Annotated in this window: 18 protein-coding genes; 6 read left to right on the top strand and 12 right to left on the bottom strand. The window is 64.1% G+C overall.

Features of this window, described 5'->3' with window-relative positions:
* Window positions 1-72 precede the first annotated feature (72 nt).
* Together uvrC and pgsA are read left to right on the top strand one after the other, a co-directional pair.
* On the top strand, window positions 73-1953 hold the full coding sequence (gene uvrC, locus ACSHWJ_RS00570) for an excinuclease ABC subunit UvrC (RefSeq protein WP_432539150.1): 1881 nt from the start codon (window positions 73-75) through the stop codon (window positions 1951-1953).
* 3 nt (window positions 1954-1956) lie between these two features.
* Window positions 1957-2526: a CDP-diacylglycerol--glycerol-3-phosphate 3-phosphatidyltransferase gene (gene pgsA, locus ACSHWJ_RS00565; protein ID WP_010960940.1), complete on the top strand. Its 570-nt coding sequence runs from the start codon at window positions 1957-1959 to the stop codon at window positions 2524-2526.
* 13 nt (window positions 2527-2539) lie between these two features.
* On the opposite strand, the gene ACSHWJ_RS00560 is transcribed toward pgsA, so the two are convergent.
* The 6 genes from ACSHWJ_RS00560 to ACSHWJ_RS00535 form a co-directional block, all read right to left on the bottom strand.
* Complete coding sequence (locus ACSHWJ_RS00560) at window positions 2540-5101, bottom strand: PAS domain S-box protein (RefSeq protein WP_432539149.1); 2562 nt, start codon at window positions 5099-5101, stop codon at window positions 2540-2542.
* Window positions 5098-8466: an NAD-glutamate dehydrogenase domain-containing protein gene (locus ACSHWJ_RS00555; RefSeq protein WP_432539148.1), complete on the bottom strand. Its 3369-nt coding sequence runs from the start codon at window positions 8464-8466 to the stop codon at window positions 5098-5100. Before ACSHWJ_RS00555 ends, ACSHWJ_RS00560 begins: the two co-directional genes overlap by 4 nt.
* An 18-nt stretch (window positions 8467-8484) precedes the next feature.
* Window positions 8485-8913, bottom strand: a complete 429-nt coding sequence (locus ACSHWJ_RS00550) for an ATP-binding protein (RefSeq protein WP_010960943.1) — start codon at window positions 8911-8913, stop codon at window positions 8485-8487.
* A 13-nt stretch (window positions 8914-8926) separates the two neighbouring features.
* Entirely contained in the window at window positions 8927-9262 is a 336-nt protein-coding gene (locus tag ACSHWJ_RS00545) for an STAS domain-containing protein (protein ID WP_432539147.1), read from the bottom strand.
* 89 nt (window positions 9263-9351) lie between these two features.
* A complete protein-coding gene (locus tag ACSHWJ_RS00540; protein WP_017365169.1) occupies window positions 9352-10992 on the bottom strand; it encodes an ATP-binding protein in 1641 nt (546 codons plus the stop codon).
* A gap of 31 nt (window positions 10993-11023) precedes the next feature.
* Entirely contained in the window at window positions 11024-11161 is a 138-nt protein-coding gene (locus tag ACSHWJ_RS00535) for a hypothetical protein (RefSeq protein WP_432539146.1), read from the bottom strand.
* 75 nt (window positions 11162-11236) lie between these two features.
* Here ACSHWJ_RS00535 and ACSHWJ_RS00530 point away from each other — a divergent pair, with 75 nt between their 5' ends.
* The 3 genes from ACSHWJ_RS00530 to mepA are packed head-to-tail and all read left to right on the top strand — an operon-like array spanning window position 11237 to window position 14409.
* Window positions 11237-12502: a hypothetical protein gene (locus tag ACSHWJ_RS00530; protein WP_432539145.1), complete on the top strand. Its 1266-nt coding sequence runs from the start codon at window positions 11237-11239 to the stop codon at window positions 12500-12502.
* Complete coding sequence (locus ACSHWJ_RS00525; RefSeq protein ID WP_432539144.1) at window positions 12486-13562, top strand: hypothetical protein; 1077 nt, start codon at window positions 12486-12488, stop codon at window positions 13560-13562. Before ACSHWJ_RS00530 ends, ACSHWJ_RS00525 begins: the two co-directional genes overlap by 17 nt.
* Window positions 13563-13569: 7 nt before the next feature.
* Window positions 13570-14409: a penicillin-insensitive murein endopeptidase gene (mepA, locus tag ACSHWJ_RS00520; RefSeq protein WP_432539143.1), complete on the top strand. Its 840-nt coding sequence runs from the start codon at window positions 13570-13572 to the stop codon at window positions 14407-14409.
* A gap of 164 nt (window positions 14410-14573) precedes the next feature.
* On the opposite strand, the gene miaA is transcribed toward mepA, so the two are convergent.
* The 4 genes from miaA to trxB form a co-directional block, all read right to left on the bottom strand.
* Window positions 14574-15512 carry a tRNA (adenosine(37)-N6)-dimethylallyltransferase MiaA gene (gene miaA, locus ACSHWJ_RS00515; RefSeq protein WP_218797819.1) on the bottom strand — a complete coding sequence of 313 codons (939 nt, stop codon included), beginning with the start codon at window positions 15510-15512 and terminating at the stop codon, window positions 14574-14576.
* Window positions 15509-17344 carry a DNA mismatch repair endonuclease MutL gene (gene mutL / locus ACSHWJ_RS00510; RefSeq protein ID WP_432539142.1) on the bottom strand — a complete coding sequence of 612 codons (1836 nt, stop codon included), beginning with the start codon at window positions 17342-17344 and terminating at the stop codon, window positions 15509-15511. Before mutL ends, miaA begins: the two co-directional genes overlap by 4 nt.
* 90 nt (window positions 17345-17434) lie before the next feature.
* Window positions 17435-17986 (bottom strand): hypothetical protein, encoded by a 552-nt coding sequence (locus ACSHWJ_RS00505; RefSeq protein ID WP_432539141.1) that lies wholly within the window; start codon window positions 17984-17986, stop codon window positions 17435-17437.
* A gap of 100 nt (window positions 17987-18086) precedes the next feature.
* A complete protein-coding gene (trxB, locus tag ACSHWJ_RS00500) occupies window positions 18087-19040 on the bottom strand; it encodes a thioredoxin-disulfide reductase (protein ID WP_432539140.1) in 954 nt (317 codons plus the stop codon).
* 191 nt (window positions 19041-19231) lie between these two features.
* Here trxB and ACSHWJ_RS00495 point away from each other — a divergent pair, with 191 nt between their 5' ends.
* On the top strand, window positions 19232-21556 hold the full coding sequence (locus ACSHWJ_RS00495; RefSeq protein ID WP_432539139.1) for a DNA translocase FtsK: 2325 nt from the start codon (window positions 19232-19234) through the stop codon (window positions 21554-21556).
* A gap of 16 nt (window positions 21557-21572) precedes the next feature.
* Here ACSHWJ_RS00495 and ACSHWJ_RS00490 read toward each other — a convergent pair whose 3' ends face one another.
* Both ACSHWJ_RS00490 and ACSHWJ_RS00485 read right to left on the bottom strand, forming a co-directional pair.
* Entirely contained in the window at window positions 21573-22070 is a 498-nt protein-coding gene (locus ACSHWJ_RS00490; protein ID WP_432539138.1) for a type II toxin-antitoxin system RatA family toxin, read from the bottom strand.
* 275 nt (window positions 22071-22345) lie between these two features.
* On the bottom strand, window positions 22346-22882 hold the full coding sequence (locus ACSHWJ_RS00485) for a flavodoxin (protein ID WP_010960955.1): 537 nt from the start codon (window positions 22880-22882) through the stop codon (window positions 22346-22348).
* Between the last annotated feature and the right edge of the window lie 200 nt (window positions 22883-23082).

The raw sequence follows: 23082 nt of genomic DNA, 5'->3' as shown, positions 1-23082 counted from the left end.
GAAAACGTAATCCGCGCATGATACCGCAAAACCCGACCCCTGGAGAAATGCGGGGAGCGGCCCGGTGGGCGGATGGAGAGGTATAATGGATGTCGGCATTCTCCCAGGCTTACCCCCACCATGAGCACCGCGCCGGCGGCTTTCGACATCAAGACTTTCCTCGCGACCCTCACCGGCGCGCCCGGCGTCTACAAAATGTTGGACCGGAACGGCGAGGTGATCTACGTCGGGAAGGCCAAGAACCTGAAGAAGCGCGTGGCCAGCCACTTCGCCCAGCGGGGCAGCTCGCCCAAGCAGAACGCGATGGTAGCCCGGGTGCAGGCGATCGAAGTCACCGTGACCCGCACCGAGGGCGAGGCGCTGCTGCTGGAAAACCAGCTCATCAAACGCCACAAGCCGCGCTACAACATCAACCTGCGCGATGACAAGAGCTATCCCTACATCTACGTCTCCACCCATCAGGAATTTCCACGGCTGGCCTTCCATCGGGGCAGCCGGGCACGGCCAGGGCGCTTCTTCGGACCGTTCCCGAGTGCTGCCGCAGTACGCGACAGCCTGAAAACCCTGCAGAAAATATTTCCGGTCCGGCAGTGCGAGGACTCGTACTTCGTCAACCGTACCCGCCCCTGCCTGCAGTATCAGATCGAACGCTGCACCGGCCCCTGCGTGGGACTGGTCGGAGCGGAGACCTACGGCGAGGACGTTACCAACACCCTGCTGTTCCTCGAAGGCCGGGGCGAAGCATTGATCGACCGGCTCGCCCAGCGTATGGAACAAGCCGCCCAGCGCCTCGAGTTCGAGAAAGCGGCGCGTTACCGTGATCAGATTTCCAACCTCCGCACCGTTCTGGCGAAGCAGCTCGTCGCCGGGGAACAGGGCGATCTCGACATGATCGCCTGCGCCATCAAGGGCAATATCGCCTGCGTCCACGTCGTATTCGTCCGCAACGGACAGCAGATCGGCGACCGCAGCTTTTTCCCCAGAATGCAGGACGAACACGACGCTGCCGCGGTGCTCGGAGCCTTCATCCCTCAGTTCTACCTGGACAAGGAGATCCCGCGCGAACTGCTGCTGAGCCACGAGATCCGCGAACTTGAGCTGTTCGAGTCCGTACTCGGCCAACAGGCCGGGCGCGCCGTCAAGATTTCCTGGCGGCTGCGCGGTGAGCGCGCCAAGCGTCTGGAACTGGCTCGTGCCAACGCCGAATGCGCGCTGACGACCCGCCTGGCCAGCCAGCAGACCATTGCCGATCGCCTGCGTCACCTGACCGACATGCTGGGGCTCGCCGAGCCGCCCAAACGCATGGAATGCTTCGACATCAGCCATACGCAGGGAGACCAGACCGTCGCGTCCTGTGTCGTGTTCGATCGCACCGGCCCGCTGAAGTCGGCTTACCGCCGTTTCAACATCGAAGGCATCACCGGCGGTGATGACTATGCGGCCATGGCTCAGGCGCTGTCGCGCCGCTATCAGCGGATCCGTGCCGGTGAAGTCGAGGCGCCAGACATCCTGTTCATCGACGGCGGCAAGGGCCAGATCCACGCAGCGGCCCGGACGCTCGCGGAACTCGGCGTGGAAAATATCCGTATAATCGGCATCGCCAAAGGGCCCGACAGAAAGCCCGGCATGGAGACCCTGTTCCAAACGGGATGCAGCGATCCCATCGTGGTCAAACCCGACAACCCCGGCTCCCTGCTCATCCAGCACATTCGCGACGAGGCGCACCGGTTCGCCATCACCGGGCACCGGCAGCGGCGGGCAAAGACCGCGACCCGGTCCCCGCTGCAGGCCATCGCGGGATTGGGCCCCAAACGGCGCCAGCGGTTGCTGCGGCAGTTCGGCGGCTTACGGCAGATCAGTCGCGCCGACGTGGAAGCCTTGAGCAGCGTCGAGGGAATCAACCGGCAGCTGGCTCAGCGGATTTACGACCTGTTTCACGATCATGGCGCCTGACCCATGCACTTCAACCTGCCCACTTATCTGACGCTGCTGAGGATCGTCCTCATCCCGGTCCTCACGGTGGCGTTCTATCTGCCCTGGAGCGGCGCCCACGTCGTCAGCGGCGTCATTTTCGCAATCGCCGCGATCACCGACTGGCTGGATGGTTACCTCGCGCGGCGAATGGGTCTGGCCACCCGCTTCGGAGCATTCCTCGACCCCGTGGCCGACAAGCTGATGGTCGCGGTCGCGCTGGTCCTCATCGTACAGGCCGAACCCCGGCCGCTGATCGCACTAGCCTCCGCCATCATCATCGGCAGGGAAATCACCATCGCGTCGCTGCGCGAATGGATGGCAGAAATCGGGCAGCGGAAACGGGTCGAGGTATCGGCCCTGGGCAAATGGAAAACCACCTTCCAGATGCTGGCGATCACCCTCCTGCTGCTCGGTCTGGACATACCGCACGGCGGGGTCAAGACGACGGGCGAATTGTTGCTAGTGGTTTCCGCGACCCTCACGCTGTGGTCAATGATCGTGTACCTCCAGGCCGCCATGCCCGTGTTCAAGGCAGGTGCCGAGGCCGAATGAGGCTGCCCCGGCGTCAGCGCACCCGGAGTGCCACCATGCTGACGTCGTCGCGCAGCGGATCGTTCCCGGAGAACGCCCGAAGTTCGCTCAGGAGCCCGGCGACCATCGCTTCCGGCGACAGTGAACGGCGTGCCGAAAACTGGCGGCAAAGCCGGGCGATGCCGAAAAACTCCCCTTCGCCGTTCTGTGCCTCGATCACCCCGTCGGTGTAGAGCAACAGCCAGTCCCCGGCCTTCAAATTCTCGGCCTTTTCCTCGAAGGACACGCCTTTTCTGACGCCCAGGACCAGACCGTCCGCGTCCAGAGGGACGCAGCTGTCCTCCCCGCTTGGGAGGAGCAGCGCGAAGTTGTGCCCCGCGTTGGCATAGCTGAGCCTGCGAGTCCTGCAATCGTAGCGGACATAGAACATCGTAATGAACAGGTCCGCCCCCGACAGATCCTCGTGCAGCGCGTCGTTGATGCCGGCGAGAATCGGAGCGACGCCTTCGCCGCCGGACGGTTCCACCGGTGTCCTGCGCGCCTCCGTCCGCAACGCGCTGCGCACCTCCGCCATGATGAGCGCCGCACCGACGCTGTGGCCGGAAACGTCGGCGATGACCAGATCCACACAGTCGCCGCGATGAAAATAATCGAAATAATCGCCCCCCACGTGGGTCGCGGGCACGCAAAAGCCGGCGATCTCGACCGTCGTCAGATGCAGCGGGGCCTTCGGAAGCAGTGACAGCTGGATCTGCTTGGCGATTTCCAGTTCGTGTCGCTCCTCCTCCGCGCGGCGGAGTTCGGTCACATCCGTCTGGATCCCGATATAGTGGGTGATGACGCCAGCCTCGTCCGTCACCGGGGAAATAAGCAGTTCGTTCCAGAATGGCGTGCCATCTTTGCGGTAGTTTCTGATCGTCAGCCGGCACGGCCGGCCTGCCCGGATCGCCTCGCGGATTTCTTCGACACTCGCCGGATCGGTCCCGGCTCCCTGCAGCATCCGCATGCTGTGATGCAGGAGCTCCTCCTTGGAATAGCCTGTGATGGCGCTGAGTGCCGGATTGATGTAAACGTTCGGCAATCCCTTGGTCTGTGCATCGGCGATGTTGATGCCCACACTCGCCGACTCGATCGCACGGTTGCGCACCCGCAGCTCATCCTCATAGCGTTTGCGGGTGGTGATGTCGTGGTCGACGCCCCGCCATTTGACGAGTTCGCCCCGCTCACCGAAGATCGGCGCTCCGGTGGATTCGGTATAGACCTCGTGGCCGTCTTTGTGGCGATAGCGGTTGATGAGACGGAAGAACGGCTTTTCGCTCGCCTTGGCCGGTGGGAGGGCGCTCATCCAGTGCTGCCTGTCCTCCGGCGTCAACAGGTCGAAGTAATGTTTGCCGCGCACCTCTTCCGGCTCGAAACCGAGGATGGCCCGGACCGCAGCGCTGCTGTAGAGGTAACGTCCTTCGGGGTCCTGCTCCCAGAGCCATTCTCCCGCCATCTCGGCTACCTGCCGGAATCGCTCCTCACTCTCGGCGAGCGCTTCCTTGTCCCGCTTCTGTTCGGTGATGTCCTGCTGGATCAGGAGATAGTGGGTCGCTTCGCCGTGACCATCCAGGATCGGGGTGATGCTTTCGAGCGCCCAGTAAACCTCCCCGTTCCTCCTCCTGTCCTGGACCTCGCCGCGCCAGGCGGCGCCCGACCGAATGACCTCGCGCAGACGTCCCAACCGGTCCGCCCTCCCCGCACCGCTGCAGCGCGTGCCCACGAGTTCCTCGGCTCCGTAGCCGGTGAGCGTCGTGTAACCGCGATTCACATACTGGATGCAGCCCTGAGAATCGGCGATCAATACCCCCGAAGGGCTCTGGTCGACGGCACTGGAGAGCATGAGTAGCCGGTCTTCGGTCTGTTTTCTCACGGTGAGATCGCGGGTGACGCCGACGAACCAGCGGCGTTGGTGCCGGCGAAACTCGCCGACGGACAGATGGAGCGGAAACAGTCGGCCGTCCTTCCGGCGCCCCTGGACCTCGCGGCCGATCCCAATGATCCGGGGCTCACCGGTGCGAAGGTAACGACCGATATAGGCGTCGTGTTCCTCACGGTGGGGCGAGGGCATCAGCAGCGCCACATTGCAGCCGAGAACCTCGTCCGCATGGTAGCCGAACATGCGCTCCGCGGCGGGTGTGAACAACTGGACGACGCCCTGCTCGTCGATGACGATGATGCCGTCGACCAGCGTATCGAGCACGGCCCGCAGGGTCGCTTCGCTGTCCCGGCCGCGGCCACTCTCCAACGCGGGGTCGGACAGACGCACCAGGCTGATCGCACTGCCGGCGCCGGCCAGTGGACGAATTTCGCCTTCGAGTAGCCGGTCTTTCCTGCTCCCCAGGCTGACCCGCATCCGCCGCGCCGATGCCCCGGACACCGGCGCCGGCAAGAATTTTTTCCCCACCAGATCCCGGCGGCCGCAGCCCAAGAGGCGTTCCGCCGCAGCGTTCATTTCCACGAGACTGCCGGCGGAATCCACCAGACAGAGCGCCTCGTCGAAGGCGTCCAGCAGGGCCCGCGGGAATTCCTGTCGCGCCAGGGAGGGCTCGTTCATACTCCCGGCGAGTGGCCCAGATCGACCAAGGCATCCAGCTCCGCCCCCAGTGCGGTGAACGGTGTCAGAGAAGGCGAGGCGGCGTCTTCCAGTTCGTCCCGCAACCGCCGGAAACGCATCAGCCGACGCCGAAACCGTTCCCCTGCAAACAGCGCCAGCGGTTCCTCCGTGCCCGCCTGCAAGGCCTGCCTCGTCAGACACGCCGCAGCCCGGCGGAACCGTTCGAGGAGCGCGGCCTGCGCGCGCCGCTCCCAGCGGTCGCGCGGCCGGACACCGCGGAGCAGGCCGAGAATGCGGCGAATCCCCAGATGTCCGGCGATGGCGTCGTCCGCGGCAACCACCCGCTCCAACGGCGCACCGGCCGACCGGGCGAGATGAGCCAGTACCGGAAAGTCCCGCAGTTCTCTCAGCGACGCCCCGGCCCGGGCTTGCTCCTGGTCCAAGCCGAAATTCACCAATTCCGCCAGCCGCCCGTTCCAGGCGGTGTGTTCGGTGTCGCCAAACGATGCCAGTCGGTGGGGCAGATACGCCGCGAGATCGGACCGCCATGCCTGGATTTCGGATTCGGCCGGACGCAATGCCAAACCCTCGCGGACCGCCCATTCACACCAGATCCGCAGAAGATCCTCGAGCTCCAGGAGCAGGTGGTAGGCAGCGGTCACCCCCCTGTTTCCCCGCATCGCCGACACTGCTTCCCGCAACGCTTCGCCACCGACCACGGCGTCGAAGCACAAGTAGGCGCCCGCCAGATCGGCGACGGTCCCCGCCTCGAATTCTTCGGCCAGAACCAGGAGAGACGATCCCGCCCGATCCAAGATGCGGTTGCAGATGACGGTGGCGGTGATTTCACGGGCCAGGGAATGGCCCGGGAGAGCCGCTCCATGACGCCGCCGCAGCTCCGGCGGAAAATAATCTGCCAGGACCGGGCGACACCATTCGGCGTCCAGAAAACCCGGCGCAGTGAGCAGTGCCCGTTTCAGGACCAGCTTGGCGTGGGCGAGCAGGACCGCCAGTTCCGGCCGCACCAGTCCCCGTCCTTCGCGTGCCTGAACCTCTTTCCGGCCCGGGAATGCTTCGTAACCCCGATCCAGGCTGCCCGCGTCTTCGAGCCGCTCGGCGAGTTCCAGGAAGGGTTCCACGTCACGCAGACAACGTTCCCGGTCGAGCGAGATGGCGAGGCTCTGGGAGGCGTTGTCGCGGAGCACCGAATCGCAAACGCTCCCGGTGAGTTCGGCCAACAACCGGTCGCGCGCCTCCCTGTCGCCCAGCGTACCCTGCGCCTGCAGGAGACCCGTCAGGATCTTCAAGTTGACCTCGTGGTCGGACAGATCCACGCCGGCCGAATTGTCCAACGCATCGGTATTGATGCGACCACCGCCCAGCGCGAACTCCACGCGTCCCTGCTGGGTGAAGCCGAGATTGGCCCCTTCGGCCACCACCGCCGCTCGCAGCTGGATACCGTCCACCCGTACCGCGTCATTGGCCCTGTCGCCGACATCCTCATGACTCTCCGCGCTGCCCTTCACATAGGTGCCGATGCCGCCGAGCCAGAGCAGATCGACCGGGGCGGTCAGCAGCAGACGGACGAGCCCTTCGCCGTCCACGGAGCGGTGGCGTACGCCGAGCCAGGCCCGGACCGGCGGGGCGAGGGGAATGTCCTTCGCGTCGCGCCGGAACACGCCGCCACCGGCCGAGATCGCCCGGTGGTCGTAATCTGCCCAACTGGACCCCGGCAGATCGTACAAGCGCCGCCGCTCCCGGTACGACACCTCCGGATCCGGGTCCGGGTCCAGAAAGATGTGCTGGCCGCTGAAAGCCGCCAGCAACCGGATGTTCTGCGAATACAGCATGCCGTTGCCGAAGACGTCGCCGTCCATGCTGCCGACGCCGACCACCGTGAAGGGCTCTTTCTCGATGTCCCGGCCCAACTCCACGAAATGCCGCTTCACGCATTCCCACACACCGCGCGCCGTGATGCCGAGACGCTTGTGGTCGTAACCCTGTGAACCGCCGGCGGCGAAGGCGTCTCCCAGCCAGAAGCCGTATTCCTGCGCGATGACGTTGGCCGTGTCGGAAAGACGCGCGGTACCCTTGTCCGCCGCGACCACCAGATACGGGTCGGGGTCGTCATAGGCGATGACGAAGGGCGGACGCATGACGCCGTTGGCCGTGACGTTGTCGGTCAAATCCAGCATGCCGCGGATGAGCGTGGCGTAGGCTCCCGTGGCGAGACGCCGGCACTCTTCGGGATCGCGGCAGGGCGACTTGAGGACGAAGCCGCCCTTGGCGCCCTGCGGCACGATCAGGGCATTCTTGATCATCTGGGTCTGCATCAGGTCCAGTATCTCGACCCGGAAGTCGTCCGGCCGGTCCGACCACCGGATGCCGCCCCGAGCCACGCGCGCCCCGCGCAAGTGTATGCCCTCCATCGCTGCCGAGTGAACGTAGATTTCGAACAGCGGTTTCGGAGCGGGCATGTCGATGACACCCAGGCTGCTGATTTTGAAAGCGACGAAGAAATCGGGGTCGGCGCGGCGCCGGTAGAAATTCGTGCGTACGGTAGCGTCGATCAGGTTGAACAAATCCCGTAGGATGTGGTCTTCGCCGCTATCCGCCACAGCGGTCAGTACCGCGACGAAATCCTGCCGCAGCGCCGACTGCGCCTCCTCGTCCGCTCGCGCATCCGGGTGGAACCGGGCTTCGAAATATCGGTAAAGAAGACGGGTGGCCTCGGGATTGTTGAACAGCGCCCGGAAAAAACGCGAACGCCCGAACCGGCCGCCGAGTTGGCGCCGGTAGTCGTGATAGGCCCTGAAGACCTCGATTTCCTTCCAGGAAAGCCCCGTGGCGAGGATCAAGGCGTTCAGCACGTCATTCTCCACCCGGCCTGCCGTCACGGCGGCCAGGGCATCCAGCAACGGTTTGCGTAGAGACATGAGATCACCGCCCGGCGCTTCGCCAGCAGCCACGGCGAAACTGCGGACCGAACAGCGCAGCCCCCGGAACTCCAGCCTGAACCGGATCTGGTCGACGATGCGCAGTCCCAGATTCTGCAGCAGCGGCATGATCCGGTCGAGGTCATCCTCCACCAGGCTGTAGATCCGAAGACGGCAGTAAGCATCGCCGAACTGCGGCGAAGGCCGCCACAGATCGGCGACACAGGACTTCGTCCGGGCCGCTTTTTCGAGCAGGAGCGCATCCCGCACCGCCGCCTTCGGCGAAACCTGCGAGCGGTACTCGTGCGGAAAAATCTCGGCCATGGGCAGCGGTTCCGCGGCGATTCGCCGGCGCCGGCAAAATCGCATCAGTATGGCGGCATAGGTGATTTCCCAGTTTCCGCCGGCAGCCGCCCCCTTACCGTCCATACCGGCGCCTCCCCTGCCCTAGGCCAGCTTTTTGCGCATTTCCAGGACATTGCCGTTTTCGGTACGACGGTAGGTCACCGTGTCCATCAGCGCCCGGATGAAAAAAATGCCACGGCCGTGTTCGCCCGGCGCATCGAAATCTGGCATCGGAACGGACTCCAGATCGAAGCCCTGCCCCTGATCGTAGACGCGGATGCACAGTTCCTCGTCCTCGATGTGGATCCATACCCGGACCGTCTTTCCCGTTTCGCCCGGCGTGGCATGTTCGATGGCGTTGACCATGGCCTCGGTCAACACCAGATTCATGTGATAGCCCAGAGTATCGCGGTCGCCGCGGTAATCCACCAATTCCCTGGCGATCTGCTCCGCGATGTTCCCGATCAGCCCGAGGTAACGGGTCTGGTTGGGGACCACGATGTCGACATTGACATCGGTTTCGCCTGGCATGACCACCTCCCGGCTACTCGCCGCGCAATGCTTCCTCGACGGTGGAATAAATCTCGAACACCCGGTGCAAGCGGGTCAGCTCGAACATGGCATGCACCCGCGGCTGGAGACCCGCCAGCATGAAGGCGCCGGAGCGCAGAGCGGCATTCTTCTGGCCGGACAACAGGGCACCCAGCCCCGAACTGTCGATGAAGCTCACCGGGCTCAGATCGACGATCAGATGGCGTCCGCCGCCTTCCAGCAACCTGAGCATGAAGTCCTTGAGTTCGCCGGAATTGTGGGCATCCAGGCGCGGTTCGCCCAGCCTCAGGACGGTCTTGCCGTCCACGGTTTCGGTCGCGAGATTCATGACTCCGGACTCCCCGTCCTGCCAAAGACTTCGTCCCATTGACGTGGGCTTACTCATACACCGGCGGCGGCAGGCAGACAAGTACCGGCTCACCGCCCCTGGTTCCACCAGCGCCGGACGATCGCCCCTATGTCGAGGTCTGCCGTGTCGGCGTTCCAGGCCTTGTGGAAATCCACGTCGTTGCTGTTGGGCGGGGGATCCGGTCTGAATATCTGACAGCGTACCGGCAGGGGTGTCGCCTCGCCCAGAATCAGGGCCTCGCCCCGGCCCAGCGCGGTGAGGACGTCCACCAAATCGGCTTCGCCTTCGGGCACCAGTTTGCGGACGTAGGCCTGGTCGTCCGGGTTGCTGATCCTGAGGCAGATGTAGGAGCCGCACTGCGAAAGCACCGTTTCGGAAAGTTCGTGTGGGCGCTGGCTGACCACGGCGAGCCCGACGCCGTATTTACGGCCCTCCTTGGCGATGCGCTCCATCGACTTCCGCGTACCTTCGTACTGGGTGGCGCGTTCGCGAGGGATGTAGGTATGCGCCTCTTCGCAAACCAGCAGAATGGGGAATTCACGCCGGTCGAGGTTCCAGTAGTTGAACTCGAAAGCCAGCCGGCCGATCTGGGCGGAGACGGTCGGGCGCACGTCGAACGGCACCGGACTCAAGTCGATCACGCTGATCTGGCAGCGCGGCTCGCCCAAGCCGACAAAATCCCGCAACAGATCCGGCAGGCTCTCCGACCGGGTGCGGCGGGCCGGATTGAGCAGAAAGTCGTAGCGCACGTCGTGTAGCCGGCTGCCGAGCTTGAGCAGGAAATCGTCGAACTGCCCAAACAACGGGCCCTTGGTCTTGCCGAAATCGGTCCGGTGTTCGTTGGCTTCCTTGAAACGCTCGTACACCTCCTGCAGCGAGAAATACACCGGCGCATCGATCGACACCCCTTCCAGACCCAATTCACGGGCGCTCCGCCGCTTGAGTTCGAACACCGTTTCGCGGAGGAACGCCGTCTGGATCGACGCTGCCGGATCGTCGCGCTCGATCAGGAGGTCCACCAGCTCGGCGAAGCTCATCAGCCAGTAGGGAATTTCCAGCTCGCGGGCGTCCATCGCCCGGGTGGCCATGGGCGGAAACGCGCTGTGGAGCACGCCATCGGCGCCGCGCCAACAGTATTCGCCGTGCAGGTCCAGCAGGATGATATGCGCCCTGGGAGCGGAGGCGAGCATGCGCTGGAGCAGGCTGGCCACGGTCCAGGACTTGCCTGCGCCGGATTGGCCGAGGATGGCGAAATGACGGCTGCACAAAGCGGAGGGATCGAGATAGACGCCGGTCGCGGGATGATTCGGCAGATAGCCCGGATTGAACCGTAGGTTGCGGGTGCGGGCGAACACGGCGTTGATCTCTTGAGGAGACGCGGCGTGGACCTCGGCGCCTGGCACCGGATAGCGCCGCACGCCGCGGCTGAATGCGCCCTTGTCGTTGAATTCGCCCAAAGGTACCAACTGCATCGCGCTGCCGGCGGCCGATCCGGCTGCCCCGCCGGAGACCTCCCGAACCAGGGCGAGGATACGGAACGTGCCATTCCGGATCGACACATAGGTCCCCACCTGACCGGGATGCTGGACTTCGTCCCCCAACGATACCTCGTTTCGGAAACCCTCCTCGTACGACAACAGGCGGGCCGCGAAGCGTCCGGCCCGAACCTCGGTAATGCGACCGATCAGTGAATCATCGGAGGCATCCATGGCGACCCGGCTCCGTGGGTGCAACGAGCCCTCAATCTTCATCGTCCCCCCAAGGTCGGGGACGCACCGTCTCGGGCAGCTTCGGCTTTCGCGCCGTGCGCAACAAGAGCAATGCGTTGCCGACGATGGCCAGGAAAGCAATAATGGATAAGATCAAGAACGATCCCATGACATTCCTCTTTCGCCCACAGATTCGATCGATGACCGGCCGCCAAGGTTTCCATTCTGCCCGGACGAGGACGACATGAACACATCGGTCTGGCGCATCGGACAGACATTGAACTCGGTGCAGAGCACCTTCGTGGGGCTCCTGCGTATCTGGTCCATTCCGCTGGTACTGCTGCTCAGCCTCGCTTCCGGCTATACGACATATTATGGCCTGTCCTACTTCATCACGGACTGGATCGCGCTGATCATCACCGTCGCGGTGCAGTCGGTCATCGTGATCTGCTCCCTGGAACTGGCGGGCTGCCACTGGCGCGCCAATCGGGTGCGCTTCCTCACCGTCGGCGTGACGCTGGCGGTCGCCCTGCTGGTCTCGGTGTCGTTCTCCTATTTCAAGTTCTACGAACTTTCGCAGCAGGACAATACCTTGCTGGCCCGCTACCGTGCGCTGGATCAGAACCTGAACGACTATCTGGACCGAGTCAACAAACTGAAAAGCGCGCTGATGGCTCACCAGCAGAAACGGGCCGAAGCGGCGGCCAAGGAGGCCACTCAGGCCTATCTCGGCACCTTGCAGGGCATACGCGATGAAAGCCGGAAACGGGTGGGCAAGGGACCGATGTGGAGCCACTACAACGAACTCCAGCGCGCCGAGGAAAACCGGCTGCGCCAGATGGAGACGAGCTTCGGCGAGCTCGACCAGCGCATCACGGCCGCACGGGACACGATGCAGAAATTTTCTTCCGATCTCAAGAATCCGGCGCTTTACGCCGAACTCATGGAACAAGTGCGGCAGGTCCAGTCGAAGGCGGACAATCTCGCATCGGTCCACGGCGCCACACCGGTTCTCGCACCGCCCTGGGGCAGCCATGCCGAATTCGTCCGGGGCATCACCCCCTCCTTCGCCATGTGGGAAGACCTTTCCCTGTTCGCGCTCGCCTGCGCCGCCATGGTGGATTTCTTCACACTCGTGCTGTCCTACCGGCTGGAATTCAGTGCGCCCGGCCCGTTGACCGAGGAGGAGAAAGTGCTGGCCTTCCACGGACTGCGCGAGTTCTCACAGTTCGCCATCAACGACAACGACGAGCTGGAATTCGTCTTCGAGAAATCCGAGCTCGAGCGGGCGAAACGCTATCCCGACTGGAACCGCATGTTCGCCGTCGCCTTTCTGCTCAACCGCGGGTTCCTGCGAAAGGTGAGTGAACGCAGCGTGGAATTCGCACCCAACCTCTACCCCATCGTGGCCGAATGTATGAGAAAGGAGCTGCCGCAGGCTGGCTCGGCTTTCCACGATGGCAACGTACGGCAGTTCATCGAGAGAAAAGGCCATGAGCGGAGAGTCTGACGCCGAGCGCTGGGACCCCGGCTTCGTCGGCGACCATTACCTCGTCACCGCCCGGCTCGGCCCGTTCCGCAAGCTGTTCCTCAAGCCGCGGGAGTTCACTCCGCGCTTCTATCACCGCCTCACCGAACTGATCATCGAGGACTGGAGCCTCCCGGTACCGGACCTGAGGCTGGGTGAGGCGGTGCGCATCAGTGTCGACCTTTCGGTCAGATTCCAGCCGACCCTGGACTATGCCCGCAGCCATCCCGACAGCCTGGACCAGCTTTCCCATACCATCAAACTGCATCACCAGCGGGTCCTGCTCGACATGGTCCTGGAAGAGCTGCGGGTGCTGGAAGACCCATTCTGGCTGAGGGAGGGATATGCCGGAATCGAACGGCGCGTCGAAACCCTGATCAACGAGACGCTGGCGGGACAGGGCATACGCTGCCGGACCCGCTGCGTCCTTTCCCCGCAATTCCAGGCTCTGGATGAAGCGGAACTCGAAAATCTGCCGTCGTGGTCGCCGTATCGACCGTTGTATCAGGCTTTGCTGCAGCGCCAGCACCACATCGCCGCCGAAGCAGAACGGCGGCGGCTGGAGCTGGAAGCCGAGGAAGAGGCGGTCCGGATGGAGCGCGAACGTGCCAGACTGCTGCTGGAACAGCGGGAAACCGAGCTGCGGAAGGCGAAGTATGCCCTCGAAGCCGAGCGTCTGAAGGCCGAACTCGCCGCGGAGGAGACGCTACAGGCGGAACGGCGGGCCGCAGAGGCACGTCAGAAGGAAGAACAGGTACGCCACGAGCAAAAACTGCGGGAAATGGAAATCGAAGCAGAATTGCAGTCCAAGGCCCGGCGGGCCGAAGCCATGGAAGACGCCGACGCCCGCCTGCGCCGGGAAATCGAGCTGCTCGCCCTGGAGCGCCAGCGCCTGCTGCTGGAGGAAGAAGTCAGGGACATCAAGCTCGCCAAGGCCAAAGGCTGGATCATCAACGCCTCGCGCCGGTTCCAGCTCGGTCAAGACGCCGAATTCGACGATCCTGAACCGCCCGGCCTTCCCCCCGAACTGCCGGAAACGTGAAACACCGATGCCATCGAACCGCCTGGCCCTGTTCGTCGTACTGTCCGCCTTCGTCAGCCACTCCGCAGCGAGCCGCGACTGGGGAGACGTCTCATCCCCCACCGCAGCGACACCCGAAGCCATCGGCGAAACGGGGGCGGGATGCCTGGCCGGCGGCGTCCGCCTCCCGCCCGAAGGCGAGGGCTACAAGGTCATGCACCTCGAACGCAACCGCAACTACGGCCATCCGGACCTGATCCGCAGCATCATCGACCTGGGACACGCGACCGTGCAAGGGCATTGGGGCGAACTCCATGTCGGCGATTTGTCCCAGCCCCGGGGCGGACCGATGCGGTTCGGCCACCGCAGCCACCAGACCGGCATCGATGCAGATGTCTGGTTCGCGCTCGACCCGAATCTGATCCGCAACGCCGACGGTCTACGCAGCAACATTCCCGCACCGTCGTTGCTGACTCCGGACCAGACCCGGCTCAACCACATGCTGTGGGACATCCGCCATGCCCGGGTCCTGGAAACCGCCGCCCGCGACCCGCACGTCGACCGGATCTTCGTCAACGCCCACATCAAACAGGAACTCTGCCGCTCGGTACGGGGAGACCGCTCCTGGCTGCGGAAAATCCGTCCCTGGCACCGCCACGACGACCACTTCCACATGCGTCTCGCCTGTCCCGCCGACAGTCCCGACTGTGTACCGCAAAAACCGCTCGAACCCGGCGACGGCTGTGACGCTTCGTTGGACTGGTGGCTGTCCCTCCCGCCCCTCCGGCCACTGCCCGACAACCATCACGGGCCGGCCCCCTCGCCCGCCCTGCCCCGCGTCTGCAGGGCGGTATTGAATGGCCGATGATATCTTAGGTTTGACCGATTCGACCCGGTTGTGCCGAGGTTTCCCACGATCAGGCCGCAGGCAGACGCCAGACAATCGCACTTGCGCCCACCGCACAGTCCGATGCCCGAAGATCGTGCGATCTTAAAGGCGGTCCGTCGTGATCACGGCCACACCCCCAGACGCTATAGCCGTGCCCTCACCTCCTTCGCCGCTCTCTCACTCAATCCGGGGGTTCCGGTTTCCAGCCAGGTCGCCTCGGTCTCCTTCCTCAGCCAGGTGCACTGCCGCTTGGCGAACTGGCGGGTGGCGATGATGGCGCGCTCCACGAAAGTATCGAAGCCGTAGTCGCCCTGGAGATAGCCCCAGGCCTGGCGGTAACCCACGGCACGGATGGAGGGCAGGGTTTCGTTCAGGTCGCCGCGCCGATAGAGGGCCTCGACTTCTTCCAGAAAACCCTCCTCCAACATCCGCCTGAACCGCTCGGCGATACGCTCCGCCAGCACGGCCCGGCTAGCAGGCGCCAGTACGATGCGCAAGGGCCGGAACGGCAGCTCGGGGGACCGGCTGCCTTCGCACAAATCGGACAGCGTCCGACCGGTGAGGTAGAACACTTCCAGGGCGCGTTGCAGGCGCTGGGGATCGTTGTGATGGATGCGGGCGGCGGCGGGCGGGTCGATCCGGGCCAGTTCCGCATGGAGCGCGTGCCAGCCGTCGCGTGCCGCCCGCGTCTCGATCTCCCGACGGAGATCCGGATCGGCCGAAGGCAGCTCCGCCAGGCCCCGCAATAGGGCGTTGAAGTACAACATCGTGCCCCCCGCCAGTACCGGCAGACGGCCGCGGGCGGTGATGTCGGCAATCAGGGCCAAGGCCTCATCGCGGAATCGGCCGGTCGAGAAGACCTCGCTCGGGTCGAGAACATCGATCAGGTGGTGCGGCACAGCCGCGCGCTCGGTGGGAGTGGGCTTGGCAGTGCCGATGTCCATGCCCCGGTAGACCAAGGAGGAATCGACGCTGACGATCTCACCATCGAGGGCATTGGCGAGCTCGATCGCCAGCTGCGATTTGCCCGATGCGGTGGGCCCCATCAGCACCACGACCGGCGGCAATTCGGCTGCGCTCATCGGCCACGCAGGAACAGACGGTCCAGCGCCTGAGTGTCGAGCTGCACCCAGGTCGGCCGGCCGTGGTTGCACTGACCGGCGCGTTCGGTGGCCTCCATCTCGCGCAGCAGCGCGTTCATCTCCGGCACGGTGAGCTTGCGGCCGGCCCGTACCGAGCCGTGGCATGCCATGGAGGCAAGGACGGTGTTCAAGGTTTCCTGCAAACGCCCGGAAGACCCGTGTTCGCGCAGATCGGCCAGCGTATCCCGCACCAGGCGTTCGACATCGCTCCCCTCCAACAAAGCCGGCACCGAACGGACCAGCACGCTGCCCTCGCCGGTGCGCCGCAGCTCTATCCCCAGCCGCGCCAGATGCTCGCCGTACTCTTCGGCCAGATCGGCGTCGGCGCGGCTCAGCCTGATCCTCACCGGCAGCAGCAGGGGCTGGCTGGCGATCCCTCCGGCCTGGTATTGCCGTTTCATGCGCTCGTAGGTGATCCGCTCGTGAGCGGCATGGCCATCGACGAGGATCAGCCCCTGCGCGTTCTCAGCCAGGATGTATACTCCCTTGAGGTGGGCCAAGGCATAACCCAGCGGCGGGATCTCCTGCTCCGCCCGGGTCTCCGTCGGATTCGGCAGGGAAACCGAATACAGCCTGCGCAGATCACCGAGGGTCTCGCTGTCGCCGCTGGACAGGTATGGCCGCTGCGGTGTCTCCGCCACGCGGAACAGAGGCTGCTGGCTCTGCTGCGGTTGTTCCGCAAGCGGGGCAGGGTTTTCCGTGGCGGGCGCAGCGACCACGCTTGCCGTCCGCCCCGGCCGATGGCCGGCGATGACGCGGTGCAGAGCGCTGAACAGGAAATCGTGCACCATCCGTCCTTCGCGGAAACGCACTTCCAGTTTGGCCGGATGGGCGTTGACGTCGACCAGGGCCGGATCGATCTCGAGGTACAACACATATACCGGCTGGCGCTGATGATACAGCACGTCCTGGTAGGCTTGACGGATGGCATGACCGACCAGTTTGTCGCGGATCGGCCGGTGGTTGACGTAGAAGAACTGCAAATCGGCCTGGCTGCGCGAGAAAGTCGGCAATCCCACCCAGCCGTGCAGGCGCAGACCGGATGCCTCGAACTCTACCCGCAGCGCCTGTTCCAGGAAGTCCGGCCCGCACAGCGCGCCGATCCGCTCGGGCCGGCCGCCTTCCTCAGCGTCCGGCTGCAGCCGGAGCACTTCGCGCTGGTTGTGCCGGAGCCTGAAGCCGACGTCGAACCGTGCCAGAGCCATGCGCTGTACCAGAGTCTGGATATGGCCGAACTCGGTTTTTTCCGCCCGCAGGAACTTGCGGCGGGCGGGCGTGTTGTAGAACAGATCCCGCACCTCGACCGTCGTGCCCTGAGCGTGCTGGGCAGGCTGGATATCGAAGTCGCTTTCACTGCCGTCGGCGCTCACCTGCCAGCCGCATGGGACATCTGCTGTGCGGGAGGTCAGCGTCAACCGGGCCACGGCGCTGATGCTGGGCAAGGCCTCGCCGCGAAAACCCATGCTCGCCACCCGCTCCAGGTCTTCGAGCGAGGCGATCTTGCTGGTGGCGTGGCGCGACAGGGCCAGCCCCAGGTCTTCACGGTCGATGCCGCAACCATCATCGCGTATCCGGATCAGCCGGACTCCTCCCTGCTCGACGTCCACTTCGACCTGGCGGGCGCCGGCGTCGAAAGCATTCTCGACCAACTCTTTCACCACGGAAGCCGGTCGCTCGATGACCTCGCCGGCGGCGATCTGGTTGATCAGCTGGGGAGGAAGTCGGCGGATGCGCATGCGGAGCGGGGCGGAGAGAAGTTCGACGCCGCTCATCCGGCGAGTCTTCTCCGTACGCCTGCGAACACGGGATGCGGGCGCACTTCCTCTATCATCGCGGCCGGCGGCCGACCCGCTGCGGAGAAATCATTTCCCGGGTGAGTACACGACTCTGGCCTTGACACCGGGATCAGCCGAGACCCGCATTCTGCCCCGTTTGTCCCAGATGAGCTGGTACCGATCGAAGCTGGACAGCCAGTAATTCCACACCGGGGCGTCCAGCGAAGGGGTTTCGCTGGTGGGAGGATAACCAACCGCCAGAATGACCTGTTCCTTGGTCATGCCCTCCGACACCTTGCCTGCCCGGATCGCCTCCCGCACCTCGGGCGGAAACGCGGCGAGAGGGATCTTCGGATCCTTCGTCACGACGATTTTCTCGATCCACTGTTGCAGCGTTTCCTCCTTGCGGCCGTAGTCATGGCCAAGCCGCATCTTGCGGCCGCCTACCTCCGCATAGGCGCGGTCGCCGCTGTATCCGTACACCTTGACCGGTGTTCCGGCGGCGATGAACGGGTTTTCGCCGTAGTTGCCGTCACTGATCCAGTCGTCCTCGAAATGCAGATTGCAACAGGTGTAGCCCGTCCTCAGCGCCGGAGCGTTGGAATCGTAGTGGGGCGCACATGCGATCAACCCTCCCATGGCCAGACATGAAAGCGCGAACCGGCATGCCGCCGTTGAATGCCTGACAGGCATATTCATTCACGAGCCCTCAAATGTGCTGCCGGGGAAACACGAATACTCATCCCAGGCTGTCGAGAAACTTCTCGGCATCGAGCGCGGCCATGCAGCCCGAACCCGCGGAAGTGATGGCCTGGCGGTAAATCGAGTCGGACACGTCACCGGCCGCGAACACGCCTTCCACGGTGGTCGCCGTGGCGCCTCCCTCACTGCCGCCCTTGACCACGATGTAGCCGTTGCGCATTCCCAATTGCCCCGCGAAGATCTCCGTATTCGGACTGTGACCGATCGCGATGAACACCCCCTCCAGGGCGATGTCCTTGCTCGTGCCGTCCCGCACGTTCCTGATACGCATGCCGGTGACGCCCATGTCATCGCCCAGGACTTCTTCGAGCACGCTGTTCCATTCGATGCTGACGTTGCCGTTCGCCGCCCGCTCCAGCAGCTTGTCCGACAATATCTTCTCGGAGCGGAACTTGTCGCGGCGGTGGACCACGGTGACCTTCGCCGCGATGTTGGACAGATACAGCGCCTCCTCCACCGCCGTGTTGCCCCCGCCGATCACGGCCACGTGCTTGCCCTTGTAAAAGAATCCGTCACAGGTGGCACAGGCGGACACGCCCCGGCCCTTGTAGGCTTCTTCCGAAGGCAGCCCCAGGTAGCGGGCGGATGCGCCGGTGGCGATGATCAGCGCATCACAGGTATAGACCCCGGCATCGCCAGTCAGGGTGAAGGGGCGCCCGGAAAGGTCGGCCGTGTGGATATGGTCGAAGACAATCTCGGTGTCGAAGCGCTCGGCATGACGCCGCATCCGCTCCATCAGGTCCGGTCCCATCACGCCGTCGGCATCGCCCGGCCAATTGTCCACCTCGGTCGTGGTAGTGAGCTGCCCACCCATCTGGATGCCGGTCACCAGTACCGGCCTGAGGTTGGCACGCGCGGCATAGACCGCCGCAGTATAGCCGGCTGGACCCGATCCCAGGATCAGTACTCTGGAATGCTTCGGTTCGCTCATGAAATCCTCTATCCTGCTATGAAAATGAGGGCATTATACGGCGCGACCGCGCGCGATTTCTAACCGGCCACACACGGGAACGCCGGCGCCACGAACGGTGCGCCTTGCGAATCGGCGCGCACATTTGGAACAATAGCGGATTTCCATATTTGATTGATTTGGTGAGCCTTTTGGCGAGAGCGGACAAAACAATGAAGCCGGTGGACGATCTGCGCTCTTCGCTGGTGCGGACATTGAGAGAGGGAGCGTTTCTGGCCTATCTGGCGCTCGCCTCGTTCTTCCTCATCGCATTGGTGACGTTCGATCTGGAGGATGCCGGCTGGACCCATATCGGCAGCCGCCGGCCGGTGTCCAACGGCGCCGGAGCGGTGGGGGCCTGGCTGTCGGATTTCTCGTTTTCCCTGTTCGGGATCGTTGCCTTTCTGCTGCCACTGCTCCTGGCCGGTTATGGGTACCGAATCTACCGCGGCCGCGGCGCGTACTACCGGTTCTCCCTGCTCGGCTCCAGCCTGCGCTGGCTCGGCCTGGGTGCCGCCATCGCTGCCGGTTCCGGCATCGTCGATCTTCAGCTGCTGCGGGTGCCGCTGCCTTTGCCGGAAACCACCGGAGGCATCGTCGGGCGGGAACTCGCGGATCTCATGACCGGATCGTTCGGCATCAAAGGTGCTTCGGTCTTGCTCGGCGGCATCTTCCTGGCCGGAGTGTCCCTGGCCACCGGTCTGTCTTGGCTGAAGCTGGTGGATGCCATCGGTCGGGCGGTATTGCTGCTGGTCCGGCGGCTCACGACCGTTCCCGCCAGGGGCGGAGAGCAGCCCGCGGTGACGCCCGAACCGGCGCTGGCGACGCCCGCTCCAGTGAAATCACGCACGGCCCCGTCTCGGCCGGCCAAGCCACAGGAGCAGCCGGCGGCACCGCCCCCTCCTGGCGAATCTGCCGGACAGCCCGCGCAGCGCGCGCCGGTCATCCCTTTCCTGCAACCCAGGAAGCCGGCGGTCCGCAAGCCGGCTGGCGGAGTCCTGCCCTCGCTGGCCCTGCTCAATGGCACCTCGGCCAAGGTACATGCCTATTCTCCGTCGGTGCTGGAGCAGATGTCGGAACTGGTGGAAACGATCCTGGCGGATTTCGGTGTGGATGTGGAAGTCGTCTCGGTCCATCCCGGCCCCGTGATCACCCGTTTCGAGCTGCAGCCAGCGGCCGGCGTCAAGGTCAGCCGGATCAGCGGCCTGGCGAAAGACCTGGCGCGGGCTCTGTCGGTCACCAGCGTGCGGGTGGTCGAAGTCATTCCGGGCAAGTCAGTGGTAGGATTGGAAATCCCCAACCGGGAGCGCGAGATCGTGCTGCTGCACTCGGTCCTGGCCTCCGAAGCCTACCAGCAGGCCCACTCCCCTCTCACCCTGGTGCTGGGCAAGGACATCAGCGGCCAGCCGGTGGTGGCCAACCTGGCCAAGATGCCGCATCTCCTGGTCGCCGGCACCACCGGATCGGGCAAATCGGTCGCCATCAACGTGATGATTCTGAGCCTCTTGTACAAGGCCGGGCCTGCTGACGTCCGGCTGATCATGATCGACCCCAAGATGCTGGAACTTTCAGTTTACGAAGGCATCCCCCATCTGCTGACGCCGGTGGTCACCGACATGAAGGAGGCCGCCAATGCGTTGCGCTGGTGCGTCGCCGAGATGGAACGCCGCTACAAGTTGATGTCGCTGGTTGGTGTGCGCAACCTCGAGGGCTTCAACCAGCGGGTTCGTGAAGCCGCCGAAGCCGGCAACCCCTTGCGTGATCCGTTGTGGAACCCGAACCTGGCCCTGGGCGACGAGGAGCCGCCGCTGCTCGAACCCCTGCCCTGCATCGTCATCGTCATCGACGAACTGGCCGACATGATGATGATCGTAGGCAAGAAGGTGGAGGAGCTGATCGCCCGGCTGGCGCAGAAGGCGCGTGCCGCGGGGCTGCATCTGATCCTGGCCACCCAGCGGCCCTCGGTGGACGTGATCACCGGCCTCATCAAGGCCAACATTCCGACACGCATCGCGTTCCAGGTCTCCTCCCGGATCGACTCGCGCACCATCATCGACCAGGGCGGCGCCGAAACGCTGCTCGGCAACGGCGACATGCTCTACCTGCCTCCTGGCACCGGCTTCCCGCAGCGCGCCCACGGCGCTTTCGTGTCCGACCACGACGTCCACAAGGTGGTGGAGTTCCTCAAGAGCACCGGCGAGCCGGATTACATCGAGGACATCACGCGGTTCAGCGAAGACTCCGCAGACGGATCAGGATTCCGCGGGGGGCACGGTGAAGGCGGAGGAAGCGATGAAAGCGACGCCCTTTATGACGAAGCGGTAAGGTTCGTGACGGAAAGCCGCAAGGCTTCCATATCCTCCGTGCAGCGCCGCTTCAAGGTGGGCTACAACCGTGCCGCGCGGATGATCGAGGACATGGAACGTGCCGGCGTGGTCACGCCGGCCGATACCAACGGCAGCCGCCAGGTATTGGCTCCGCCACCACCACCGGTCTGAAGGAATCCGCCCTTCCTCAGACAGACCCGCTCCTTCCGACGCCATCCCGTGCCTGCCCTGGCGGCAACGCCGGCCCGGCGTTGCCGTAGCGCTTGGCAGCCTGATTGCAGAAGGCGGCCACCAGCGACTCCATCACCTCCCTGAAAATCCCGCCCAGAGCCATCTGCAGGAGGGGATTCGCGAATTCGAAATCCACCCGGAACGAAACGTCGCAGCCGCCGTGAGGATTGGCGTCGAAACGCCAGTTCCCGCGCAGATACTTGAACGGCCCGTCCACCAGCTTCATATGGATATGCCGGCCCGGTTCCATGGTATTGGCCGTGGTGAAATTCAGCCTCACGGCACCCTTGGCGAGGGTGATGGTCGCCTTGATATGGCGATCCGCCGCAGACAGCACTCTGACATCGCGGCAAAGCGGCAGATATTTCGGATAGTCGGCCACGTCGTTGACGAGCTCGTACATCTGGTCCTGCGTATAATTCACGCAGACGCTGGTCGCTATTGTCGGCATCATTTCCCTCGAAAATTCGACGGTCGCCCGGCCTCCTCCGTCTGGAGACGCGGCGCACACCGGAACTCGAGATGATAAAGCAGTTCACCGCCTGGATCGAAGCCGAACCTCGCTCAAAATCGACCGGATGAAGCGGATGTTCGTCGATCTCACGAACCTCGGCCTTTCAGCCTCCGGAACACGCCGGGCTCATAGGGGTCGACCGGCGGAAATCCGAGGAAGCCCCGATCGACTCGGAGCTTCCCCGCAGCGTTGCAAGCCGGCGCAACCCGGTGTCATCAGGCGCCGACGAGGGCCGGCCTGACGATCTCCAGCCATTCGTCGAGGCGTTCGTCCGTCATTTCGCTCTGGTTTTCGTGGTCGATCACCAGGCCGACGAACTTGCCGTCCACCACCGCCTTGGACTTTTCGAACTCATAGGTGTCCGTAGGCCATGCGCCGACCACCCGCGCCCCGCACTCGACCACCTGATCGTAGATTTCGCGCAGGGCGTCGACGAATTCATGGCCATACCCCTGCTGATCGCCCAGACCGAACAGCGCCACGGTTTTCCCCGACATGTCCTTGCCCTTGAACTTCGGCAGGAACTCGAGCCAGCTCTCCTCCGAAGCACCGGAATCCAGGCCCGGCAGTTCCCCATCCCCCAGGGTCGGTGTACCCAGAATCAGTGCATCGTATTTGAGCACATCGTCGATGTCGGCCTTTTTGACGTCGACCGGAGCATCCGCGTCCTCACCCAGTTTCTTGGCAAGCTGCTTGGCGACGCGGCGGGTATTGCCGGTATCGGAGCCGAAAAAGATCCCTATCTTCCCCATGACTGTTTCCTCTATAACATATTGTTCAACAAGGATAATGTTGCGCCCGAACCGACCTTGGCCCGATTGGCCGCAGCCGGCAAAGTTCCGCATCCGGGCGGTTCTTGAACCAGGACCGCGGCGCACGACTCCGCGACACCCACCAGCGGTTCAGGCATCGACCAGAATGAAGCAATAACCAGACCATTTATAGGGAAAAC

Source organism: Methylococcus sp. S1M (assembly GCF_051295855.1).
GTDB lineage: Bacteria > Pseudomonadota > Gammaproteobacteria > Methylococcales > Methylococcaceae > Methylococcus > Methylococcus capsulatus.
Note: the sequence above shows the minus strand (reverse complement) of the source record. Positions and strands in the feature narration are given on the sequence as shown.